Consider the following 19,007-nt stretch of genomic DNA (forward strand, 5'->3'; position numbering starts at 1 on the left):
ACTTCTCGACCACCGACGTCGACACGGTCTACGGCGGCGGCCTCTTCGACGACGTCTTCGGCGACGCGGGCAACGACACCATCTACGGCGGCAACTTCGCCGACGTGCTGTCGGGCAAGGGCGGCGACGACATGCTGTACGGCAACAACGGCGCCGACACGCTGCGCGGCGGTCCCCACGTGGCGGGTGACTACTGCAACGGTGGTGTCAACAACTCCGGCTCCGGCGACACCGCCAACGCCTGCGAAACCATCGACAACGTGCCGTAGCCGCCGTTTGGGCAGGGCTCGGCCTCGAGCAGACGCAGACGGCGGCCAGACGACCAGCGCGGTTAGATCCTGCTGGGCGTCGGCTATGGCGACAAGACGAAGTCACGCCGAGCTGTGCATACTTCTCCTCGATGCGGGCTACGGTGCGGTCGACGTGGGGTTCCGTGCGACGGTAGGCCACGTGCCGATGAAGAAGGCAATGGTCGAGCTCGAGGAGACCCACGGCATCCACCTCTCGATGGGCTCGATCTTCGGGAGCAACCGTCTGTGGAGCAACTACGAGCGGATGCTGGAGCAGCTCAGTCTCCGGCTGCGTGAGCCGTACACGATTCTCCAGCTCGCGACGCTGGCGGCCTCGCTCACGGATGGGATCGCGCTGCGCGCCGGGCTCGATCCCGAGCGAACGCAGCATGCCCGTCGACCGGACGACGAGCAGGAGTGGACTCTGCTCGGTGTCGGCTTCGTCGCCATCGTCAACGAGTGCGTGGAGGACGCGCTCGCCGGCTAGACCGCTGTCCCCTATCCACCGACCGTGCCAGTCGACCAGACCGCTCGGCTCCCGTCGTAGAGCACCAGGTTGCCGTCGTTCTGAACCCTCAGTCGATCGCCACCGCTGCCGACCGTCCGCGAGTTCCACACCGCCGCTCCGCTCGAGTTATACACCACCAGGTTGCCGTCACCCTGGAGAACCGCGTACTGGCCGGCGCGGTTGGTCGCCCAGATCGGCGAGTTGCTTGCGTTGCGGAGCACCAGGTTGCCGTCGGACTGCATGAGCAACTTGTACCGTCCGTCGCTGGAGTGCAGGCTCTGACCGCGGTCGAGCCGCTGCCAGGTCGTCAGCGTGGCGCCACAGACCGCCCATTCGCCCTCGGGAGTCCGATCGATGTACGCGCGCCAGCGAACCTCGACGACCGGATAGTCGTCGTCGAGACAGCCGAACACCGACGTGTTCGGGATCCAGTGTCTGACGCCGCTGCCATCGAAGAGGTGACTATCGCCGTCGGGATGCGTGATGATCTGGTTCTTCAGGGTGTTGATGTCATAGCAGTAGTCCCAGCCGGTATCGGCAAAGGCCTCGATGTACTCGCGCCACCTTGTCTCTACGACCTCTGTGCCCTGGCGTGTCCGGCAGGCGTAGGTCGGACCGTCCGGAATCCACGTTCTCGTGTCGTCGGGATGGATGAAGTGCGCGTCTCCCTCGACGGTATGACGCACGACCTTGCCACGCAAGTTGGCCTTGTTCAGGCAGTAGTGCCAACCCACCTCATCGACCGTGTCGACGAAACCCGAGGCAACATCGAGGACGCGGATCCCACGACCGATCTCGCAGTCCCAAGTTGGCGCGTCGGGTATCCACTCGCGACGCCCCTCGGCGTTGACGAAGTGCGAATCGCCTCCGGGCTGCCGGACGATACAGGTGCCGTCCGGCCGGTCCGGTCCGGACGGGATCTCCTCGACGTGATAGCGAGTCACCGTGACGACGTCACGGCCCTCGGCCCGGGCGCAAACGTAGTCAGAAGCGCTCGGAATCCACCGCCGTTCGAGGTCGGCGGCGGACCCAGCCAGCACGTACGCGTCCCCATCCGGGTGGGCGATGATGTCTCCGACGTGCCCGGCGAAGCACTCGGCGAACTCCGTCTCGGGATAGGTGACGATCTCGTCCCAAGACACGTTCGTCCTTGCGTTCGCCGCCCCTCCGTGGCACTCGAAGACGGCGTCGGTGGTGATGAAGTGCCGGTACCCCGTAGTGTCGATGTAGTACCGGTACCCGTCGGGCGACACGGCGATCGACCCGCCGACGGACGGCGGTTCCGTGCTGGTGGCGCCCCCTCTCAACGTGAACAGCTCGCCGGACCGGACCTCGAACCGGACCTCGACGCCGAGCCCGTCGAGCTGCACGACCTGGGTGGAACCCGTGTCGTTATGCCCGAAGACTCCGATCGTGCCGTCGGGGTTCCGGAACGAGGTCATCGGCACGCCAGGCGCGGAGTACGTCCCGAGGCTCACTGCACCCGGATCCGCTGCACGAGCGAGATGGGCGAGTGTGTAGAACTCGGGCTCGTTGCGGACGCTTCCGGTGGCCGGGTCGATCTCGAGCAAGCCGCGGCAGTTCTCGCAGCCGCCGTCCTTCTTGGGACCACCCGCCGGGTCCAATGCGAGATTCCACATCATGAGTCCGGTCGATCCAGCCGCAAGCGCGTCGACGACCAGATTGCGCGCCTGCCATCGGAATGTGTTCTCCCAGGTGTCGTTCGTTCCGGTGCACTCCGTGATGACCGGCGGGCTGGCGACACCAGTCATGTCGCTGGGGTCTCCGCCATAGCAGTGAAATGCCGACTTCGCGAAAGCACCCGGCGCGCCGCTGAGAACAGCGTCGTAGCTCGAACGATGCTCCCAGTTGTGCTCGACGGCCCAGAGCTCGACACCCTTCCTCGCCAGCTTCGGGGCGAGGTCGTTCGCGATCTGGATCATCTGCGGATCGCTCACGGCCATCGTCGGGTAATCCCCTTCGTGGAAGGGCTCGTTGCTCATCGACATCGCCTTGAGTTGGATCCCATTGTTCAACAGCCATCGCGCCTGCTTGAACAGCAGGGTGGAGTACTCGAGTTCGTGGCCGATCGCAAGCTCGCCCGCAGCGAGTTTGCGGTTGGTCTTCATGGAACGTGGAGCCGTCCACGGCACTGCGACGACAAACAGGTCGGGGCGGATGTTCTCAATCGTGTTCGTGAGATTCTTGAGCCGCTTCTGAGCCAGCCCAGGGGTGGCTCGCTGTGTCGTTGGGTCCCAACCCCACGACCACCAGAAGCCCGAGAAGTCGGTCGCAGATAGCGGCATGCGCAGCATGTTGAGCTGCGCCCCGTCGGCGCGGTTCGGGTCGTACAAGAGGCTCAGTGCGCCCGGACGGCCGCGTAGCATCCGCTCGGACGAGCTGGTCAGCGATGCGCCGACACCGGTCCACGTCTGACGTTCTACCGACTGCAGCACACCACCAGTGCGTGTTGCCGGAGCGGCAGTGGGGATGATCGGCAGAAGTCGCCGCTCGCCATCGTTCGGCGATGAAGCCCAGCCGGTCCATGGCGCAGGGCTCAGCAACGCGTATCGCTCGTTGTTTCGCACGGCGCCGGGCCCGACTGTCGCCGCCGTCGAGTTCGAGGGCGCAATCGTCGGGATCAACGCCGACAATGCCGCTGCAACTACCGCAAGCTTGCGCTTGGTCTTCCTCGAGCGGACTCTCGCACGACGAGAAAGGAATCCTTGTCGGTGTCCCCCCGTGGTCATGCGTATCAGTGTCGCACCACGAGTCGGCGGGTTCAAATGCTCGGTGAGGGACGTTGACGAGGGTTTCGCAGGCGCTCGTGGTGTCACCGACACCCGAGTTGTGCACATCACCATTGCAGTCGTCGTCGGGTCACATGAGGGCCGACGGAGGATGTCAGCGTTGTTGCTTCAGAAGATGGTCTCGTCACCGGACTTGCCCGACATACACGTCGGCGACGTTGCCGCCATAGATCTTGTCCGACCCGCATCGCCCGTCACCATCGAGCCCATCGACCACATCCACACCCGTGGTCCCCAGAATCACATCATCATCGACCGTCGGCGAATCACCCGCGCCCCGTCCACCGTCAGCACGACACCACCACACACGAACGGCGGACGGAGGTGGTCACAGACGCCACGGCCGGCCTACGGCACGTTGATGATCGTCTCGCACGCGGACGCCGCATCGCCGGAGCCCGAGTTGTTGACGCCGCCGTTGCAGTAGTCGCCGGTGATGTGGGGGCCGCCGCGCAGCGTGTCGGCGCCGTTGTTGCCGTACAAGCTGTCGTCGCCCGACTTGCCCGACAGCACGTCGGCGAAGTTGCCGCCGTAGATGGTGTCGTTGCCCGCGTCGCCGAAGACGTCGTCGAAGAGGCCGCCGCCGTAGACCGTGTCGACGTCGGTGGTCGAGAAGTCGACGGCCGAGTTGGCGTAGACGAGGTCGGAGCCGTTCTGGCCGCGCAACTCGTCGCTACCGACGCCGCCCTCGAGCACGTCATTGCCGTTGCCGCCGCGCAGCACGTCATTGCCGTGCTCACCATAGAGGCGATCGCCGCCACCACCGCCGTTGAGCTGGTCGTTGCCGTCGCCACCCCAGATCCGGTCGTTGCCCTTGCCGCCGTCGACGATGTCGTCGCCCCAGGACGTGAAGATGCGGTCGAGACCGTCGCCGCCGTCGACCGTGTCGTTGCCGCCCAGCGTGCAGATCGTGTCGTCGCCGGCTAGGCCGTCGACCACGTCGTCGAACTCCGTGCCGAGGATGACGTCGTTGCCGTTCGTCGGCGTCTCCCCGGCGGCGATGAGGACCGTCACCTGTCTGCCGTCGCACGGCGGCAGCGCGAGCGCCGCGTCGTAGCCGGGCGTGGTCACGCCGGCGACCACCGGGACGGGCGTCGCCGCGAAGAAGTCGGTGGTGTCGTCCCAGTACTCGATCTGGTAGAACGCGCCGAGGTATATACCGTCGGGCGCGATCGACGGCGGACCGTAGAACTCGATGATGTACGTGACGCTCGGGTCGAGGCCGGTGATCGTGTAGCTGCCGTCCGCCGCCGTCACGGCCGAACCCTGAGCGGGCGTGTACGTCGTCGGTGAGGCTTGGACGAACGCGCCCTCCAGCGGTGCGCCGTTCCGCTCGTCGGTCACGAAGCCCGAGAAGCCACCCGCGAGCCGCATCGTCACGTCGGCGCCGGTCTCGTCGGTCGTCGCCGCCACCGAGACGGAGAGAGACGTCGCAGCGTACGTGTCGCTCGCATCGTCGAAGTTGACGGTGTACGAGCCGGCCGCGAAGGGCCCGATCGTGTACGTGCCGTCGGCCGCGGTCGTCACAGTCGGGTTGCTGAAGAAGTCGTACGACGTCACCGTGATCCCCGGCAGCGGCGCGCCGAGCTCGTCGGTGACCGTTCCGGAGATCGTCGAGCCTCGCTCGAGTGATGCGTCGATGCCTGGCGTCGGTGTCGGTGACGAACCCGTGACCAGCGTTCCGGGGAAGGGCCCGCCGAAGTACTCGGGGAAGTGCGTGACGGCCGAGAACTGGACCCGGTACTCACCGGTCCCGAGTCCGCCCAGCACGTAGGTACCGTCCACGCCGGTCAGGGCGTCGACGCACAGTTCGGTGCCCGGGTACTCGACGAACTCGCGGACCAGGCAGGCTTGCGCGCTCACGCCCGCGAGCGGCAGCCCGGTGGCGTCGTCGACGACCGTGCCCGAGATCGCGCGATCGACCAAGGTCGCGTCGACGACGGTCGGGCCGACGGCCAACGCGACCGGCAGGATCTCGGTACCGAACATGTCGGTGGGATCGTCGAACACGACGACGTCCCCGTTCGGCGGCGCCGCGATGAGGTAGCCGCCGCTGCCGTCCGTGATCGCCGGGCTGGCCGGCCTCGTACACCCGTCCCACGGCTCGAACGGCGAGAGCTTCGTACACACCCAGACCTCGACGCCGCCGAGGGGGGCACCGAGCTCGTCGGTCACGGTGCCGCTCACGGCCCCCGGTTCGACCATCACGGCGTCGATCCCCGGCGTGTCGGCGCCGCTCGAGATCGGCACCGGGGTCGCGCTCGCTTCGTCGTACACCTGGTCGAACCACGTGGTCACGTGGTCGCCGCTGCCGAACTGGACCGTCACGTCTTCGCCGCCGGTCAACCCAGGGAAGACGTACTCCCCCTGCGCGTTGGACGTTGCCTGCCGGAGGATCGTGCCATCCGAAGCGAACGCCCTGACGAAGACCCAGCTGAGTGGGTCACCGGTCCCGTCGGTGATCGTTCCCGACAGGGAACCCGCATCGGCGAGCGTCGCATCGATGCCGGGTGTCTCGGCTCCCGCTGTGACGACGACCGGTGTGGCGGCAGCGGCGTTCGTGGCCTCGTCGTAGTACTCGGTCCCGTACCGCTGGGTCCAGTCCGTGAAGCTCACGACGAACGAGTCGGGGCCGACCGTCATCGAGTAGCTGCCATCGAGCTGCGTGGTCGTGCTCCCGAACGTGCCGCTGGCTCCCGACGCGTTGACCCCGATGCCGGCCAGTGGCGCACCGGTCGTGTCCGTGACGACGCCGGTGATCGATCCGAGCCGCGGCAGCGCGAAGTCCGCCGTCGAGATGGCGCCGTCGCTGACGGCGAGGGGATCGGCGTTGCCGTACGACGGCTGCTGGTTCCAGTACAGCTGCTGGTGCTCGCCGGTCGGTGACGACGCGCTGACTCGGTAGTCGCCCGGCACCAGGGAGGTGATCGTGTACGCACCCAGCGCGTCCGCGAACGCCGATCCGAATCCGCCGAAGTCGAACTCGCTCGCGGAGACGAACGCGTTCGCGAGGGGTGCGCCGAGATCGTCGGTGACGATGCCGCTGATGGTGCCACCCATGCCGAGGACCGGGTCGATGCTGCCGGTGGTGGCGCCCGCCGTGACGGCGACGGGCGTTGCGGAGACGAAGTCTGGGGCGTCGTGCCAGTACTCCGGCAGGTAGACACCCGAGAGCGAGTCATGGAAGTACACGCGGTAGCTGCCGGGCGCGAGCCCGGTCACGGTGTAGTTGCCAGCCGCGTCGGTGATCGCGAACCCGCCCGTGCCGCCGCCGACGGCATAGACGTTGACCGAGATGTCGGCGAGCGGGGCACCCGTTCCGTCGGTGACGGTGCCGGCGATGGCGCCGACCTCGGCGAGCGCGGCGTCGATCCCGGACGTGGTCGCGCCGGCGACGACCGCAACGGGTGTGGCCGAGCCGGCGTCGACGGCGTCGTCGTAGAACTCGCTGAGGTACGTCCCGCCGAAGTCGCTGAACGACACGCGGTAGTCGTCGGTGGCGAGACCGGTGACGGTGTAGGTGCCCGCAGCATCGGTGACCGCTGACCCGTACGAGCTGCCGCCTGTCGAGGAGCTGGCGTCGACGGAGATGTCGGGCAGTGGTGCGCCGGCGCTGTCGGTGACCGTGCCGCTGATCCTGCCGCCCTCGACCAGCGCGGCGTCGATCCCCGGCGTCGTGGCACCGACGACGACCGCGACCGGCGTCGCAAGGCCGGAGTCGGTCACGTCGTCGTAGTACTCACCGACCAGCCCGGTCGCTGCGAACTCGACAGTGAAGAAGTCGGTCGGCAGTCCCGTGATCGTGTAGTTGCCGTCGAGGTTGGTGCGCGATGTCCAGCAGGAGCTCGATCCGCACGCGGTGACGTCGGCATTGGCCACGGGTGCACCCAGCGGGCCGGTCACGTTGCCGGAGATGGCGCCGCCCAGCTGGAGCTCGGCGTCGATACCCGTGATCGTCGAGCCGGCGGTCACCGCCACGGGGGTGGCTGTCGCTTCGTCGCTCGCGTCGTCGAAGTACTCACCGAGGTGAATGCCGGTCCAGTCGGAGAACCGGACGGTGACGTCGCCCGGGGGAAGTCCGGTGACCGTGTACGAGCCACTGGCGTCGGTCGACGACCCACGGCACGCGGCGCCGGTCGAATCGCACACCCACACGCTGATCGTCGCCAACGGTTGTCCGTTGCTGTCGGTGACCGTGCCGGTGACGCCGCCGCCTTGTTCCAGTGTCGCGTCGATGCCGGACGTGGTGATGCCGGCGACGACGGGCACGGCCGTCGCCGACGCGATGTCGGAGGTGTCGTCGTAGTACTCGCCGACGAACCCGTCCTCGCGCTTGTCGAACTCGACGCGGTAGTCGCCCTCGGCGAGCCCGTCGATCTGATAGAAGCCACCCGAGTCGGTCCAGGCCGCTGCACACGCACCCGGGCCGATCGGACACGCGTTGACGTACGCGTTGAAGATCGGTGTGCCGGTCGCGTCGGTGACGGCGCCGGCGATCGATCCGCCCACCGCAAGGACGGCATCGATGCCGGGAGTCGTCGACCCGGCGGCGACGATCACGTCGGTTGCCCCGCTGCTGGTGGGCGAGTCGTCGTAGTACTCACGCACGTAAGGTCCGGAGAAGTCCCTGAACTCGACGACGTCGGCTCCGGCTCTGAGGCCGGTGACCTCGTAGGTGCCATCCACGCCGGTGGTGGCCGATCCGCAGGTCGCCGGGCCGCAGGCCCGCACGTTGACCCCTGCGATCGGGACGCCGGTGGTGTCGGTCACCGTGCCGGCGATTGCGCCGGCGACCTCCAACTCGATGTCGATCCCCGGGGTCGTCGTACCTGCAGCGGCGGGCACGAGCAGTGCGTCGAACGAGTTGTACGCATCGTCGTAGTACTCGGTGACGAAGCCGGACCCGGCCCACGCCTGGACGGCGTAGTCGCCGGGGCGGAGGCCGGCGAGCGAGTAGAGGCCGGCCGCATCGGTCGTGGTGCTGTACCAGGCCATGCAGTTGTTGATGAACCGACATCCGTCAACGTTGGCGCCGGCGATCGGTGTGCCGGTCTCGTCGGTGACGATGCCGGTGATCACCGCGGCGAGCTCGAGCACGCCGTCGATGCCGGGGGTGTCGGTGTCGGCGAGGACGGTCACCGGCGCGGCGGCGAACGCGTCGTAGGCGTCCATCCAGAACTCGTCGACGAACGTCAGGGTCGGGTCGACGAACTCGATCCGGTAGTCGCCGGGTTGCGCAGTGATCGAGTACGTGCCGCCGGCGATGGTCGTGTCCGAGAGACAGGGTCCACCCGCCGAGGGGCACGCGATGACGTCGATCCCCGCGATGGGCGCGGCCGTCTCGTCGACCGCCGTCCCCGAAATCGAGCCGGGGCCCGTCAGCGCCGCATCGATCCCCACGACAGCCTCGCCCGACGCGACCGGCACCGCGGTCGCTGCCAGCGGGTCGGTCACGTCGTCCCAGAACTCCGGCTGGTACACACTGGTCGCATCGGTGAATCCCGCCCGGTAGTCCCCCGGGAGCAGGTCCGTGACCCGATATTCGCCGAGGCCGTCGGTGCTGCCCCCCTGGCAGACCGCGCCGCCGAGATCGCAGATCTCGACGTCGATGCCCGCGAGGGCCGTTCCGAACGCGTCGGTGACCGTCCCGCTGATCGAACCGTAGGCAGCGAGCTGCGCATCGATGCCACCGGCATCCGCGCCACCCACGACCGTGACCGGCGTCGCCCCGGCCGCGTCGCCGGCGTCGTCCCAATACTCCTCGATGTGAACGCCCGCCGGATCGGAGAAACGGACGGTGTAGGAGCCTGGCTCGAGGCCGGGAGTCTGGAAGGTGCCGTCGACAAGCGTCGCGGCGGTCTCGCACGTCGCCCCGGCACATGCCTCGACGTTGATCGCCTCGAGTGAGGCTCCGAGCGCGTCAGTCACCGTGCCCGAGATCGACCCGAGCGGCGCCTCAGGCGTGGCCTGGATCGAGGCGGGAGCACTCGTACCACCGAAGGTGGTCGTCCAAACGGAAATCGTGTGTTCGATGCCGGCCGTCAGGCCGTCGATCGTCAGACTCCGCTGGTCCGGCCCGAGGTCGAACGTCAGGTCTCCTGGGTCGACTTCGACGTGGAATCCGCCTGGTGCGATGTCTTCGAGTTGCTGGTCGCTCGTCTCATCGGGCATCTGCCAGCCGATGTACAAGCCCGCAGGTGTCTCGACAGGTTCGAGCATCTCGGGCGCCTCGGGTGAGATGCCGTCTACATCGCCGACCGCGACGACGTCGCCTGCCCGACTTCCGTAGAGGTCGATATTGGCGAACAGGTCGAGAGCACCTGGTTGCATCGGCCAGACGAGCACGTTGGCACCGTCATCGAGGATGATGTCGGCATAGTCATCGCCGGTCACCTCCGCGGCGCGAACGGACCCGAAGCTGCCGTTCGGCATGCCGAGCGGCGCCGAGGCACGAACGTTGACGGTTCCGCCGGCGGTCATCTCCGCGACGAACAGTTCGCCGTCGGTGTCGATCCACGCGAGGTCAGTCCGAGGAGCGTCGTCGAAGTCACCGCTGATGAGCGTCACGACCGACTCCGATGCAGCGGGAAGCGGTTCGTCTGCGGATACGAACGAGCTCCCGGACGAAAGGGCGATGGCGAGCTCGGTGCTTCCGACGCCGATTCCGGCGATGTCCGAGCGTCCATCGTCATTGAAGTCGCCGACAACTGGCCGATTCATCGCGGTCGCTCCGTACTGCCCCGCGCTTGCCGGCACGAGCCAATCGGTCGGCGTCGCACGAACCGTCGTCGTCGTCGTGCCCAGGGCGACGCTGACGGTCTCCGGGCCCGTCGTTCCGAGGGCGACGTCGACGATGCCATCACCGTCGAAGTCGCCGGGCGACCACCACGCCGGTTCAGCGGTGAGGCCTACGACCAGCGGCTCCCAGTCCCCGAATGACCACCCCGTTGAGGGGGACACCTCGATGCGATTCTCTGCGGCGTTCCATCGGGTGAGATCGCCGCGGCTGTCGCCCGTGTAGTCGGCGATCGGACCTTGGTCGGCGACGCCTGCTGGAGCCGCCCATGATTCGACGGCGCCGAACGACCCACCCACTGCACGTGAGACCGTCACATTGCCGCCGGCGTCGATCTCGAGTAGATCGGACGTGCCATAGATCCCGTTGGCCGCTTCAGTATTCGTACCGAGCACGCACCCGTGTCGCGCTCCCACCTCGTCGTACCAACAGGTTTCAGTCGAGTAGCCGACGAGCAGTCGCATGCGCTGCAGCTGCAAGTAGTACGTCGTGTACTCGGGGATCTTGCGGGTGACAGCCCGCAGGCCGCAGTCGTAGCCGTCGTTCGTGACCTGCTGACCATCCAGAGATTGGAGGTTGGTGTAGGTCTGTCGAGAGCCGGCCTGGCAAGCGGTCCATGGTCCCGGATCGACAGCTACGTTCTGTGCGTTCGTCTCTTCGTAGTGCAGGTGTGGCCCACTGGAGATCCCGGTGTTCCCTGAGAACCCGATGAGCTGACCTGCCGCGACAGATGCATGATCGGCGATACCCGGCGCGAGACCAGAGAGGTGTAGGTACTTCGAGCGTCGCCCATCAGGATGCTTGATCGTGACCCTGGTCCCGCTGTTCGCGTAGCCGTGGTTGATGCACCACGCAACCCCATCGCCGAAGGTTCCCCCTGCCGGTATGTGGTTGTCCGGATCGCATCGTCGAGTGTCCGTCACCGCTTGAACGACCTCGCCAGCACCCGCAGCGTAGATCGGAGTGCCGACATCCATGGCGATGTCGATCGCGGGATACCCGTGGTAGCCGTCAGCACTCCACGTGGCGCTGACCGACCAGGTGCCCGTGAACGGGACGAGCTCGGGCGACGCGGCGGGACGCGCTGCCGCAGGCCGTCCGACAACCACTGCCGATGCGACCAACAGAGCCGATGCGACGAGACCCCGAACCGTTCTCGACGCACCGCGACTGCCGGAGCCACGCGTGCGCTTGACCGGAATCCATCTCGTCTGTCTCGCCGTCCCCGCTGGCGCGGTCAATGAGATGTGGTCTGTGCGATGCCGCATCGCTTGACCATATTTGGAGGTTCCTAACCTAGACAAGACGGAATTATCACGCAGCGGATTATTACCTGAACCGATCACGCAGAGAGTGATCGAACGGATTCCGAGAGTGACTAGCCGGCGGGTTCGCAGACGAGTTCTCGAGACTCACCCACCTCGAGGCACCGCACCGCCGGCGCCGTCGTGAAGTCCGCCTGCGCCTCGGGACGCGGCGCCGTCGGGATCGGGCACGTGCCGCTCGTCTCACCGGGGCAGGGAGCGTCGAGCACGTTGGCCACGACCCGCGAGATGAAGTCCGCTGCGGCGTAGGAACCGGTGGGCGAGAGGTGCACGTGGTCGTCCTCGTACCACTGGTCCATGAAGGGCGCCGAGTACGTCTGCCAGTCGGCGACGAACCACAGGTCGCCTGCGCCGTCGCCGGGCCGGAAGGCCCGAACGGCCTGGTTCTGGCCGGCCGTGACGATCGAGCTTCTGCCCGGCGTGGGGGTCGTGAGGGTCAGGAAGACCGTGTGCGCGATGCCGACGGCGCGGGCCGACCCGACCACCTCGTTGAGCGCCTGCTCGAAGCCGGCACCGGCGTCGTTGTAGCCCGACATGACCACGACAGCGTCGTACTCCTCGGGGGTCGCTTGCAGGATGCGCTCGACGACGTTGAGCGGGATCCGATCTTCGCGCCCGCCACAGGACGGGACGGCGACCCGCCGGCACGACTCGGCGTCGAGCGTGAACGTCGCCCCGCGGAGCCGTTCCGACGCGCCGTCGTACCAGCGAACCCCGGCGAGCGACGAGTCACCGATCAGCAAGACGTTGCCGGCGCTCGACGACGCCGATGTGGGATCTGCCGCGATGCTGGTCGCGACGCCGGTCGTGGAGGGGGCCAGTGAGGTCGCCGGCGGATCCGACACCGACGAGCTCGGCGCCAGCATCGTCGTGGTGGACGTCGGCGGAGCCGGAACGCTCGCGCCGGCGCTCGCATCCGGGGACGCCTCGACCGGCGAGGACGCGTCGCCGGACGTGCAGGCTGTGGCCAGCAACGCTGCCACCGAGGTCACGGCGATCACCCCGTAGGGGCGCACGTGCCTCGGGGTCGGGTCGCTCGACATCGGGCGTCAAGCTACCGATCGCGGGGCCGGCGACACGCCCGCGCATAAGGTGCCCGCCGTGCCGAGGAGCCGCAGCGGAGTCGTCGGGCCATGGGCCGCGGCGCCCGCATGGTTGCTCGCTCCGTTGCTGCTCCTGCCCACGCTGCTGAGCGATCCGACCGCGTTCACCCGCTACCAGTCGCTGCGATTCGTGACGATCTCCGTGGCGGTCGGGGTGGGCGTCGTCTGGGCGCTGTGGGTGGGATGGACGCTGCCGCGCCGGCTGGTGCTCGCAGCCGGCGCGTGCTGGGCCGCGACGGCCGTGGCGGCTGCGCTCTCGGAATCGACGACGTTCGGGTTCTTCGGCGCCCCGGCCCGCATGGTCGGTGTGATGGCGCTCGCCGTGATGCTCGGAGCCGGGTACCTGGGGTCGTTCGTCGGCTCCCGCGACCCCGACGGGCTGATCGTCGCACGAACGGTCGCGACCCTTGGCCTGTGCGTCGGCCTCGTGGCGATCGCCCAACGCGCCGGCCTCGAGCTGCTGGGTGTGCCCGAGATCGGATCGTCCGGGAGGTGGACGGCGCCGACCGGCAGCGCCGCGCAGCTGGGATCGATCGCCGTGCTCCTCCTGCCCGTCGCCGCTGGTCTCTGGATCGCCCGCGACACCGAGCCGGCGGACCGGTGGCTGGGCGGGTGTGCGACGGTGCTGCTCGGGGTGTCGCTCGTGTTCTCCGGCGCGCGTGCGTCATGGCTCGGCGCGGTCGTAGCCGGCGCCGTGCTGCTGTGGGCGGCGCGATCCGAGCGGGTGCGCCGGCTCCGATCGCTGGCCGTCGTCGGCGTGCTCGCGATAGCGGGCCTGGTGATCGCCCTGGTCGATGGCGGGCTACGGAGCCGGCTCGGTGGCGCGGTCAACACCGACGGGACGATCAGAGGGCGGTGGGACATCTGGCGGGCGGCCACGCCGGCGGTCGGCGATCGGTGGCTGGTCGGGTGGGGTCCCGACCAGGGGAGGGTCGGGATCGTCGAGCACCTGCCGGCCGGTTTCGAGACGCGGTACGGCGACACCGAGATCGTCGATCGTGCGCACTCGCTCGTCCTCGACCAGCTGCTCTGGACCGGTCTGCTCGGTGTCGCAGCGCTGGTGGCGCTGGTGATCACCTGGTTGCGCTTCGTCTCTGCTTCGTCGCCGGGGTTCCGGACCTGGGCGGTGCTCGCCGGGCTGACCGGGTTCGGCGTCCACCTCCTGTTCAACTTCCCGGTGCCCGAGATCGACGTGTTGGCGTGGTTCCTCGCCGGTGTCGCGGTCGCCGGTGTCGGAGCCGACTCCCCGTGGCGACCGCCGGTGCGATGGGCCTCGTTGGCGGCGAGCGCGCTCGCAGCGGCACTGCTGGTCGTCGGGTCGGTGCACCACTCGGTGGCCGACCACCGGCTCGATCGTGCCGGACGACTGGAGGAGGACGGCGACATCGAGCGCGCCACCCATGCGTACCGGTCGGCGGTCGACACGGCCGGCCGTCTCCCGGTCTACCGGGAGGCGCTCGCCCGGCACCTGGTGCGTATCGGTGACGGCGCGGCCGCCGCCGCAGCTGCGCAGGAGGCGGCCGACCAGGCGCCCGACGATCCGTACCTCACCGAACTGGCGCTGCGCGCTCGGGTGCAGCAGGCACTCCTGGCCGGCGATCGCACGGGTACTTCCGAGCTCGTCGGCGAGTACCGGACGCTGGTCGACCGTGCGCCGAACCGGGTGTCGTTTCGCACTGGCCTCGCGCTGGCGCTCCTCGCCGACGGCAAGATCGACGAGGCGCGCGCCGTGGCGACGCAGGCGTCGATGGAGCTGCCGCTGAGCGGGGCGCCCGAGTCGGCGCTCAGCCTGATCGAGCTGATCGCCGGCAACGAGGACGCCGCACGCGAGCACGCGGCCGAGGCCGAGCGCCGCGACACCGGCGAGTCGTAGACCTGCCGGTGTCGATCGGCGACGCCCGCCGCGCACCAGTCTCCCCCGGCTCCTCGTCGACCTGATCGCCTCGACCGGCGCTCGCTGCGTCCTCGGACCGGACAGATGCCGTTATCGTCCGAACCATGACGGCGGGTCGACAGCTCCCGGTCATCGCAGTGGCAGTGCTCGTGCTCGCGGCCTGCTCGGGCGATGACGACGCCACATCTGCCGACGACACGACGGCTGCCACGACCACCGCAGCGACTGCCGATCCTGGTGGCGAACCGGACGACGGCCCCGGCGACGGATCGGCAGCCACCACGCTGCCCGACGATGGCGACCCCGACGGCGATGGCGACGGCGACGGCGGTACGGACGACACGGGCCCGACGGGCGATGCCGACGCATCCGCATCGACGACTGCGCCGGACTCCACCGGTGACCCCACCGAGACCACCGCACGGAATGGCACAGATCCATCCGTGGCGACCGGGACGACCACACCTCAGCAACCCGACGAGCCCGACGAGACCTTGCCGCCGCGGCCGGTGGAGGACGATCCGCCCCCGCCGCCCGACGACCTGCCGCCGAGCCCGCTCGAACCCGACGAGTGCGCCGACGGGTGCGACCTGTCGGACACCGACCTGTCGGACACCGACCTCAGCGGCGACCAGTTCGACGACGCCGATGCCGGCGGCGCCGTCTTCGACGGGTCCGACCTCACCGGCGCCAGCTTCGACCGGGCCGACCTCACGGGCGCCTCGTTCGTCGGTGCCTTCCTGACCGACGCCGACCTGCGCGACACCAACCTCACGGGCGCCGACTTCACCGGCGCCGAGATGAGCAGCATCCGGCTGTCGAACGCCGTGCTCGTCGACGCCACGCTCGACCAGGCGCGCCTCGACAGCGGCGAGGCGAGCGACATCGACGCCACCGGTGCGACGCTGCGCTCGGCCCTGCTCAGCGACACCTCGTTCGACCGGGCCGTGTTCCGCGACGCCGACTTCACCGGCTCCTCGCTGCGCGACGCGTTCCTCATCGAGGCCGATCTCACCGGCGCGAACATGACCGACGTCGACCTCGGCGGCGCCATCATGCGCGACGCGATCCTCGCCGACGTCGTCTGGGCCAACACGATCTGCCCCGACGACACCCTGAGCGACGACAACGGCGGCACCTGCGTCGGCCACCTCATCTGACGAGCGCCGAACGCCGCGGCGGCGTCGGCGCGGGCGCGAGACGCCGGACCTCCACCGACAGCCAGCCGTGACGGCGGACCGCCTGCCAGCCGCTACGGGACGTTGACGACCGTCTCGCAGGCGGTGGCGGTGTCGCCGCTCCCGGAGTTGTGGACACCACCGTTGCAGTAGTCGCCGAGCACATGGGGGCCGCCGCGCAGGGTGTCGGCTCCGTTGTTGCCGTACAGCATGTCGTCGCCCGACTTGCCCGACAGCACGTCGGCGAAGTTGCCGCCGTACACGATGTCGTCACCGGCGTCGCCGAACACGTCGTCGTAGAGCCCACCGCCGTAGACCGTGTCGACATCGGCGGTAGTGAAGTCGACGTCGTCGTTGGCGTAGACCGTGTCCGACCCGTTCTGACCGCGGAGCTCGTCGACGCCGAGCCCGCCGTAGATCCGGTCGTTGCCGTTGCCACCGCGGACGACGTCGTCGCCACCCTCGCCCCAGAGCCGGTCGCCACCGCCGCCGCCGTAGATGTCGTCACCGTCGGGGCCACCGTAGATGTGGTCGTTGCCGCGGCCCCCATCGATCACGTCGATACCGCCGTCGCCGAAGATCGTGTCCCGGCCATCGCCGCCGTCGATCGTGTCGCCGCCGTCGAGACCGCAGATCACATCGTCGCCGTCGAGCGCGTCGATGGTGTCCGCACCCGCGGTGCCGAGGATCACGTCCGGGCCCATCGTCGGCGTCTGGCCGAGCCCGATGTCGACCGTCACCGGCAGCCCGTCACAGACGGCCGCCGGGAGGAACTGCCAGTTGAGCTGGTAGTCGCCGACGTCGGTCCAGAACCCATCGACGCTGACCCGATAGGTCTCGCCGGAGATCACCGTGACGACGATCTCGGATTGCACCGTCGGCCCGACGTCGTCGTTGCAGGCGAGTTCGGTGAGTGAGCCGATCGACGTCCCCGTGTGGGCGGCCAGCACGGTGTCGAACGTGCTCCCGAACGTGTCGAACACCACGTCGCCGTTGCCGGGTGCCGTCCATTCGAACCACACCGAGCTGAGCAGCGGGTCCAGCGGCTCACACGTCGTGGGCTGCTCGCCGGGCTCGCCGGTCGCCCCGGCGTTGAGGCCGAACGTCGATCCGGCCGGCCCGACGAGGATCTCGGCGTTGGTGAGATGGTCGTTCGGTGGTGCCGGCACGTCGAGGTGGTGGTGCAGCTCGTAGATACCGGCGTCGTAGAGGAAGCCGTCGATGCGGATCCGGTACGTCTCGCCGGCAACGGCCGGGAAGGTCAGCTCCGACTGGGCACCGCCGCTGTCGTCGTTGCACGCGATCTCCGACAGCGACGCCAACGACGATCCCGTGAAGACGTCGAGCACGGTGTCGAAGTCGCTGCCGAACGTGTCGATCGTGGCCGGTCCGCTCCAGCCGGGCGTCCAGGTGAACCACACCGAGTTCAGCGACGGGTCGCCCGGGTTGCAGCTCGACAGCGGTTCGCCGGGCTCGGCGGTCGCCGCGTGCGTCCACCCGGGAATCTCGCCCCAGACGCTGTACAAGTTGCGTGGGGAGGTGAAGTCGTCGTTGATCGGCGGGTCGTAGTCGAATGTCCAGGCGAGACCGATGTAGCCCGTGCTCGACAGGTGCCCGTCGACGCGGATCAGGTACGTCTGGCCGGCAGAGGTCGCGAACGTGATCTCCGACTGCATGCCACCGATGTCGTCGTTGCAGACGAACTCGTTCAAGGCACCGATCGTCGTACCGGTCGAGGCCGTGAGCACGGTGTCGAACTGGCTCGAGTGGGTCTCGAACGTCGCCGTGCCCGCGCCGGGAGCCGTCCACGAGTACCACACCGAGTTGACGTGCGTGTCCGAAGCGTGGCACGTGGGCAGCTGCTCGCCGGATTCGCCGGTGGCGGTGAAGTTGTGGCCGCCTGCCATGCCCACCGTGCCGGCGAGCGGTGTCGCGTCGACCAGGTCGTCGTTCGTCATGGGGTCGGGCACGTATCGGTGGTACGTGACGTAGTTCCCGGAGGCGGTGTTGTAGCCGTCGATGCGGATCAGGTACGTCTCGTAGGCCGTCGCCGTGAACACCACCTCGGACTGCACGCCACCCGTGTCGTCGTTGCAGACGACCTCGGTCAGCGAGCCGATGGCCGACCCGGTGTAGACGGCGAGCACCGTGTCGAAGGCGCTCCCGAACGTGTCGATCGTGGCCGTCCCGCCCACCGGCGGCTGCCACGAGTACCAGACCGAGTTGATCTGGGTGTCCGTGGCGTGGCAGCTCGGGAGCTGCTCACCGGTCTCGCCGGTGGCCGCCGCGTTGTTGCCGTCGTCGAAGAGCACGACGCCCGGCGGGGGTGTGAACAGGAAGGTCGCGGCGCTCAGGTCGTCGGCGCCCGCGGCCGTCGCCGCGGAAGGTGCGACAGCGATCGCAGTGAGGAATCCCAGCAGGAACAGGGGAATCGACGACGAACGCATGACCCGCCTCCTCGGTTGCCACGGACCCGCGCGGGCCCACTTCGAGTCTGCGCCCGCCCGTCTGGGAGGTCAACCGGGACCGCGTCACACCCGGTCGCCGCCGGATCCGGCCGCGGCCGCTACGGAACGTTGAGGACGGTCTCGCAGGCAGTGGCCGTGTCGCCGGCACCGGAGTTCAAGGTGCCACCGTTGCACGTGTCGCCCAGCACGTGCGGGCCGCCCCGCAACGTGTCCGCTCCGTTGTTGCCGAACAGCTGGTCGTCGCCGGCCTTGCCCGACAACACATCCGCGAAGTTGCCGCCATACATCACGTCGTCACCGGCGTCGCCGAACACATCGTCGAAGAGCCCGCCGCCGTACATCTCGTCGACATCCGTCGTCGACGAATCGGCAGCCGAGTTCGCCCAGATCTGGTCCTCGCCGTTCTGTCCGCGCAAGACATCGGCACCCGGTCCACCCTCGATCGTGTCGTTGCCGTTCCCGCCCCGGATGTCGTCGTCACCACCCTCGCCGAACAGAACGTCACCTCCACCGGTGCCGTAGATCGTGTCGCCCTCGGCACCGCCGTAGATCGTGTCGTTGCCCTGACCACCCTCGAGATCGTCGACACCACCATCACCGAAGATCGTGTCCAACCCCGGCCCACCATCGATCAC

The 19,007-nt window shown here is 68.5% G+C and carries 10 protein-coding genes and 1 pseudogene; 5 read left to right on the forward strand and 6 right to left on the reverse strand.

From position 1 onward, the window contains the following. The coding region (locus QNJ12_RS18850) for a hypothetical protein (RefSeq protein ID WP_300625002.1) at nt 1–269 on the forward strand (269 nt) is incomplete at its 5' end. 181 nt (nt 270–450) lie between these two features. Further along, nucleotides 451–777, forward strand: a complete 327-nt coding sequence (locus QNJ12_RS18855; protein WP_300625003.1) for a hypothetical protein — start codon at nt 451–453, stop codon at nt 775–777. Nucleotides 778–788: 11 nt separating this feature from the next. Here QNJ12_RS18855 and QNJ12_RS18860 read toward each other — a convergent pair whose 3' ends face one another. From QNJ12_RS18860 to QNJ12_RS18870, 4 genes and pseudogenes are all read right to left on the reverse strand, one after another. Next, the gene (locus QNJ12_RS18860) at nt 789–3,641 is read right to left on the reverse strand and encodes a hypothetical protein (RefSeq protein WP_300625005.1); all 2,853 of its coding nucleotides are present in this window, start codon (nt 3,639–3,641) and stop codon (nt 789–791) included. Between the two features lie 315 nt (nt 3,642–3,956). Then, nucleotides 3,957–10,175: a carboxypeptidase regulatory-like domain-containing protein gene (locus QNJ12_RS18865; RefSeq protein WP_300625006.1), complete on the reverse strand. Its 6,219-nt coding sequence runs from the start codon at nt 10,173–10,175 to the stop codon at nt 3,957–3,959. An 864-nt stretch (nt 10,176–11,039) separates the two neighbouring features. After that, nucleotides 11,040–11,672 (reverse strand): annotated as a pseudogene (locus QNJ12_RS23815) (M23 family metallopeptidase); the annotation flags it as partial. A 110-nt stretch (nt 11,673–11,782) separates the two neighbouring features. Then, nucleotides 11,783–12,472 (reverse strand): SGNH/GDSL hydrolase family protein, encoded by a 690-nt coding sequence (locus QNJ12_RS18870; RefSeq protein ID WP_300625007.1) that lies wholly within the window; start codon nt 12,470–12,472, stop codon nt 11,783–11,785. Nucleotides 12,473–12,515: 43 nt separating this feature from the next. Here QNJ12_RS18870 and QNJ12_RS18875 point away from each other — a divergent pair, with 43 nt between their 5' ends. The 3 genes from QNJ12_RS18875 to QNJ12_RS18885 all read left to right on the forward strand — a co-directional run bounded on the left by QNJ12_RS18875 (nt 12,516) and on the right by QNJ12_RS18885 (nt 15,886). Beyond that, entirely contained in the window at nt 12,516–12,737 is a 222-nt protein-coding gene (locus QNJ12_RS18875) for a hypothetical protein (RefSeq protein WP_300625008.1), read from the forward strand. Nucleotides 12,738–12,830: 93 nt separating this feature from the next. Beyond that, nucleotides 12,831–14,705, forward strand: coding sequence for an O-antigen ligase family protein (locus tag QNJ12_RS18880; protein ID WP_300625010.1), 1,875 nt, complete (start codon nt 12,831–12,833; stop codon nt 14,703–14,705). 125 nt (nt 14,706–14,830) lie between these two features. Next, a complete protein-coding gene (locus tag QNJ12_RS18885) occupies nt 14,831–15,886 on the forward strand; it encodes a pentapeptide repeat-containing protein (protein WP_300625011.1) in 1,056 nt (351 codons plus the stop codon). 92 nt (nt 15,887–15,978) lie between these two features. Here the strand turns inward: QNJ12_RS18885 and QNJ12_RS18890 are convergent, their stop codons facing one another. Continuing rightward, entirely contained in the window at nt 15,979–18,351 is a 2,373-nt protein-coding gene (locus tag QNJ12_RS18890; protein WP_300625013.1) for a calcium-binding protein, read from the reverse strand. Between the two features lie 119 nt (nt 18,352–18,470). Continuing rightward, on the reverse strand, nt 18,471–19,007 hold a 537-nt coding region (locus QNJ12_RS18895; protein ID WP_300625015.1), incomplete at its 5' end, for a calcium-binding protein.

The organism is Ilumatobacter sp. (genome assembly GCF_030065885.1).
In the GTDB taxonomy this organism is placed as follows: domain Bacteria; phylum Actinomycetota; class Acidimicrobiia; order Acidimicrobiales; family Ilumatobacteraceae; genus Ilumatobacter.

Bases quoted from the DNA above. Each gene is read 5' to 3' on its own strand.
- QNJ12_RS18875 (WP_300625008.1), top strand. From the start codon at position 12,516: ATGCTGGTCGCGACGCCGGTCGTGGAGGGGGCCAGTGAGGTCGCCGGC.
- QNJ12_RS18885 (WP_300625011.1), top strand. From the start codon at position 14,831: ATGACGGCGGGTCGACAGCTCCCGGTCATCGCAGTGGCAGTGCTCGTG.
- QNJ12_RS18890 (WP_300625013.1), bottom strand. From the start codon at position 18,351: ATGCGTTCGTCGTCGATTCCCCTGTTCCTGCTGGGATTCCTCACTGCG.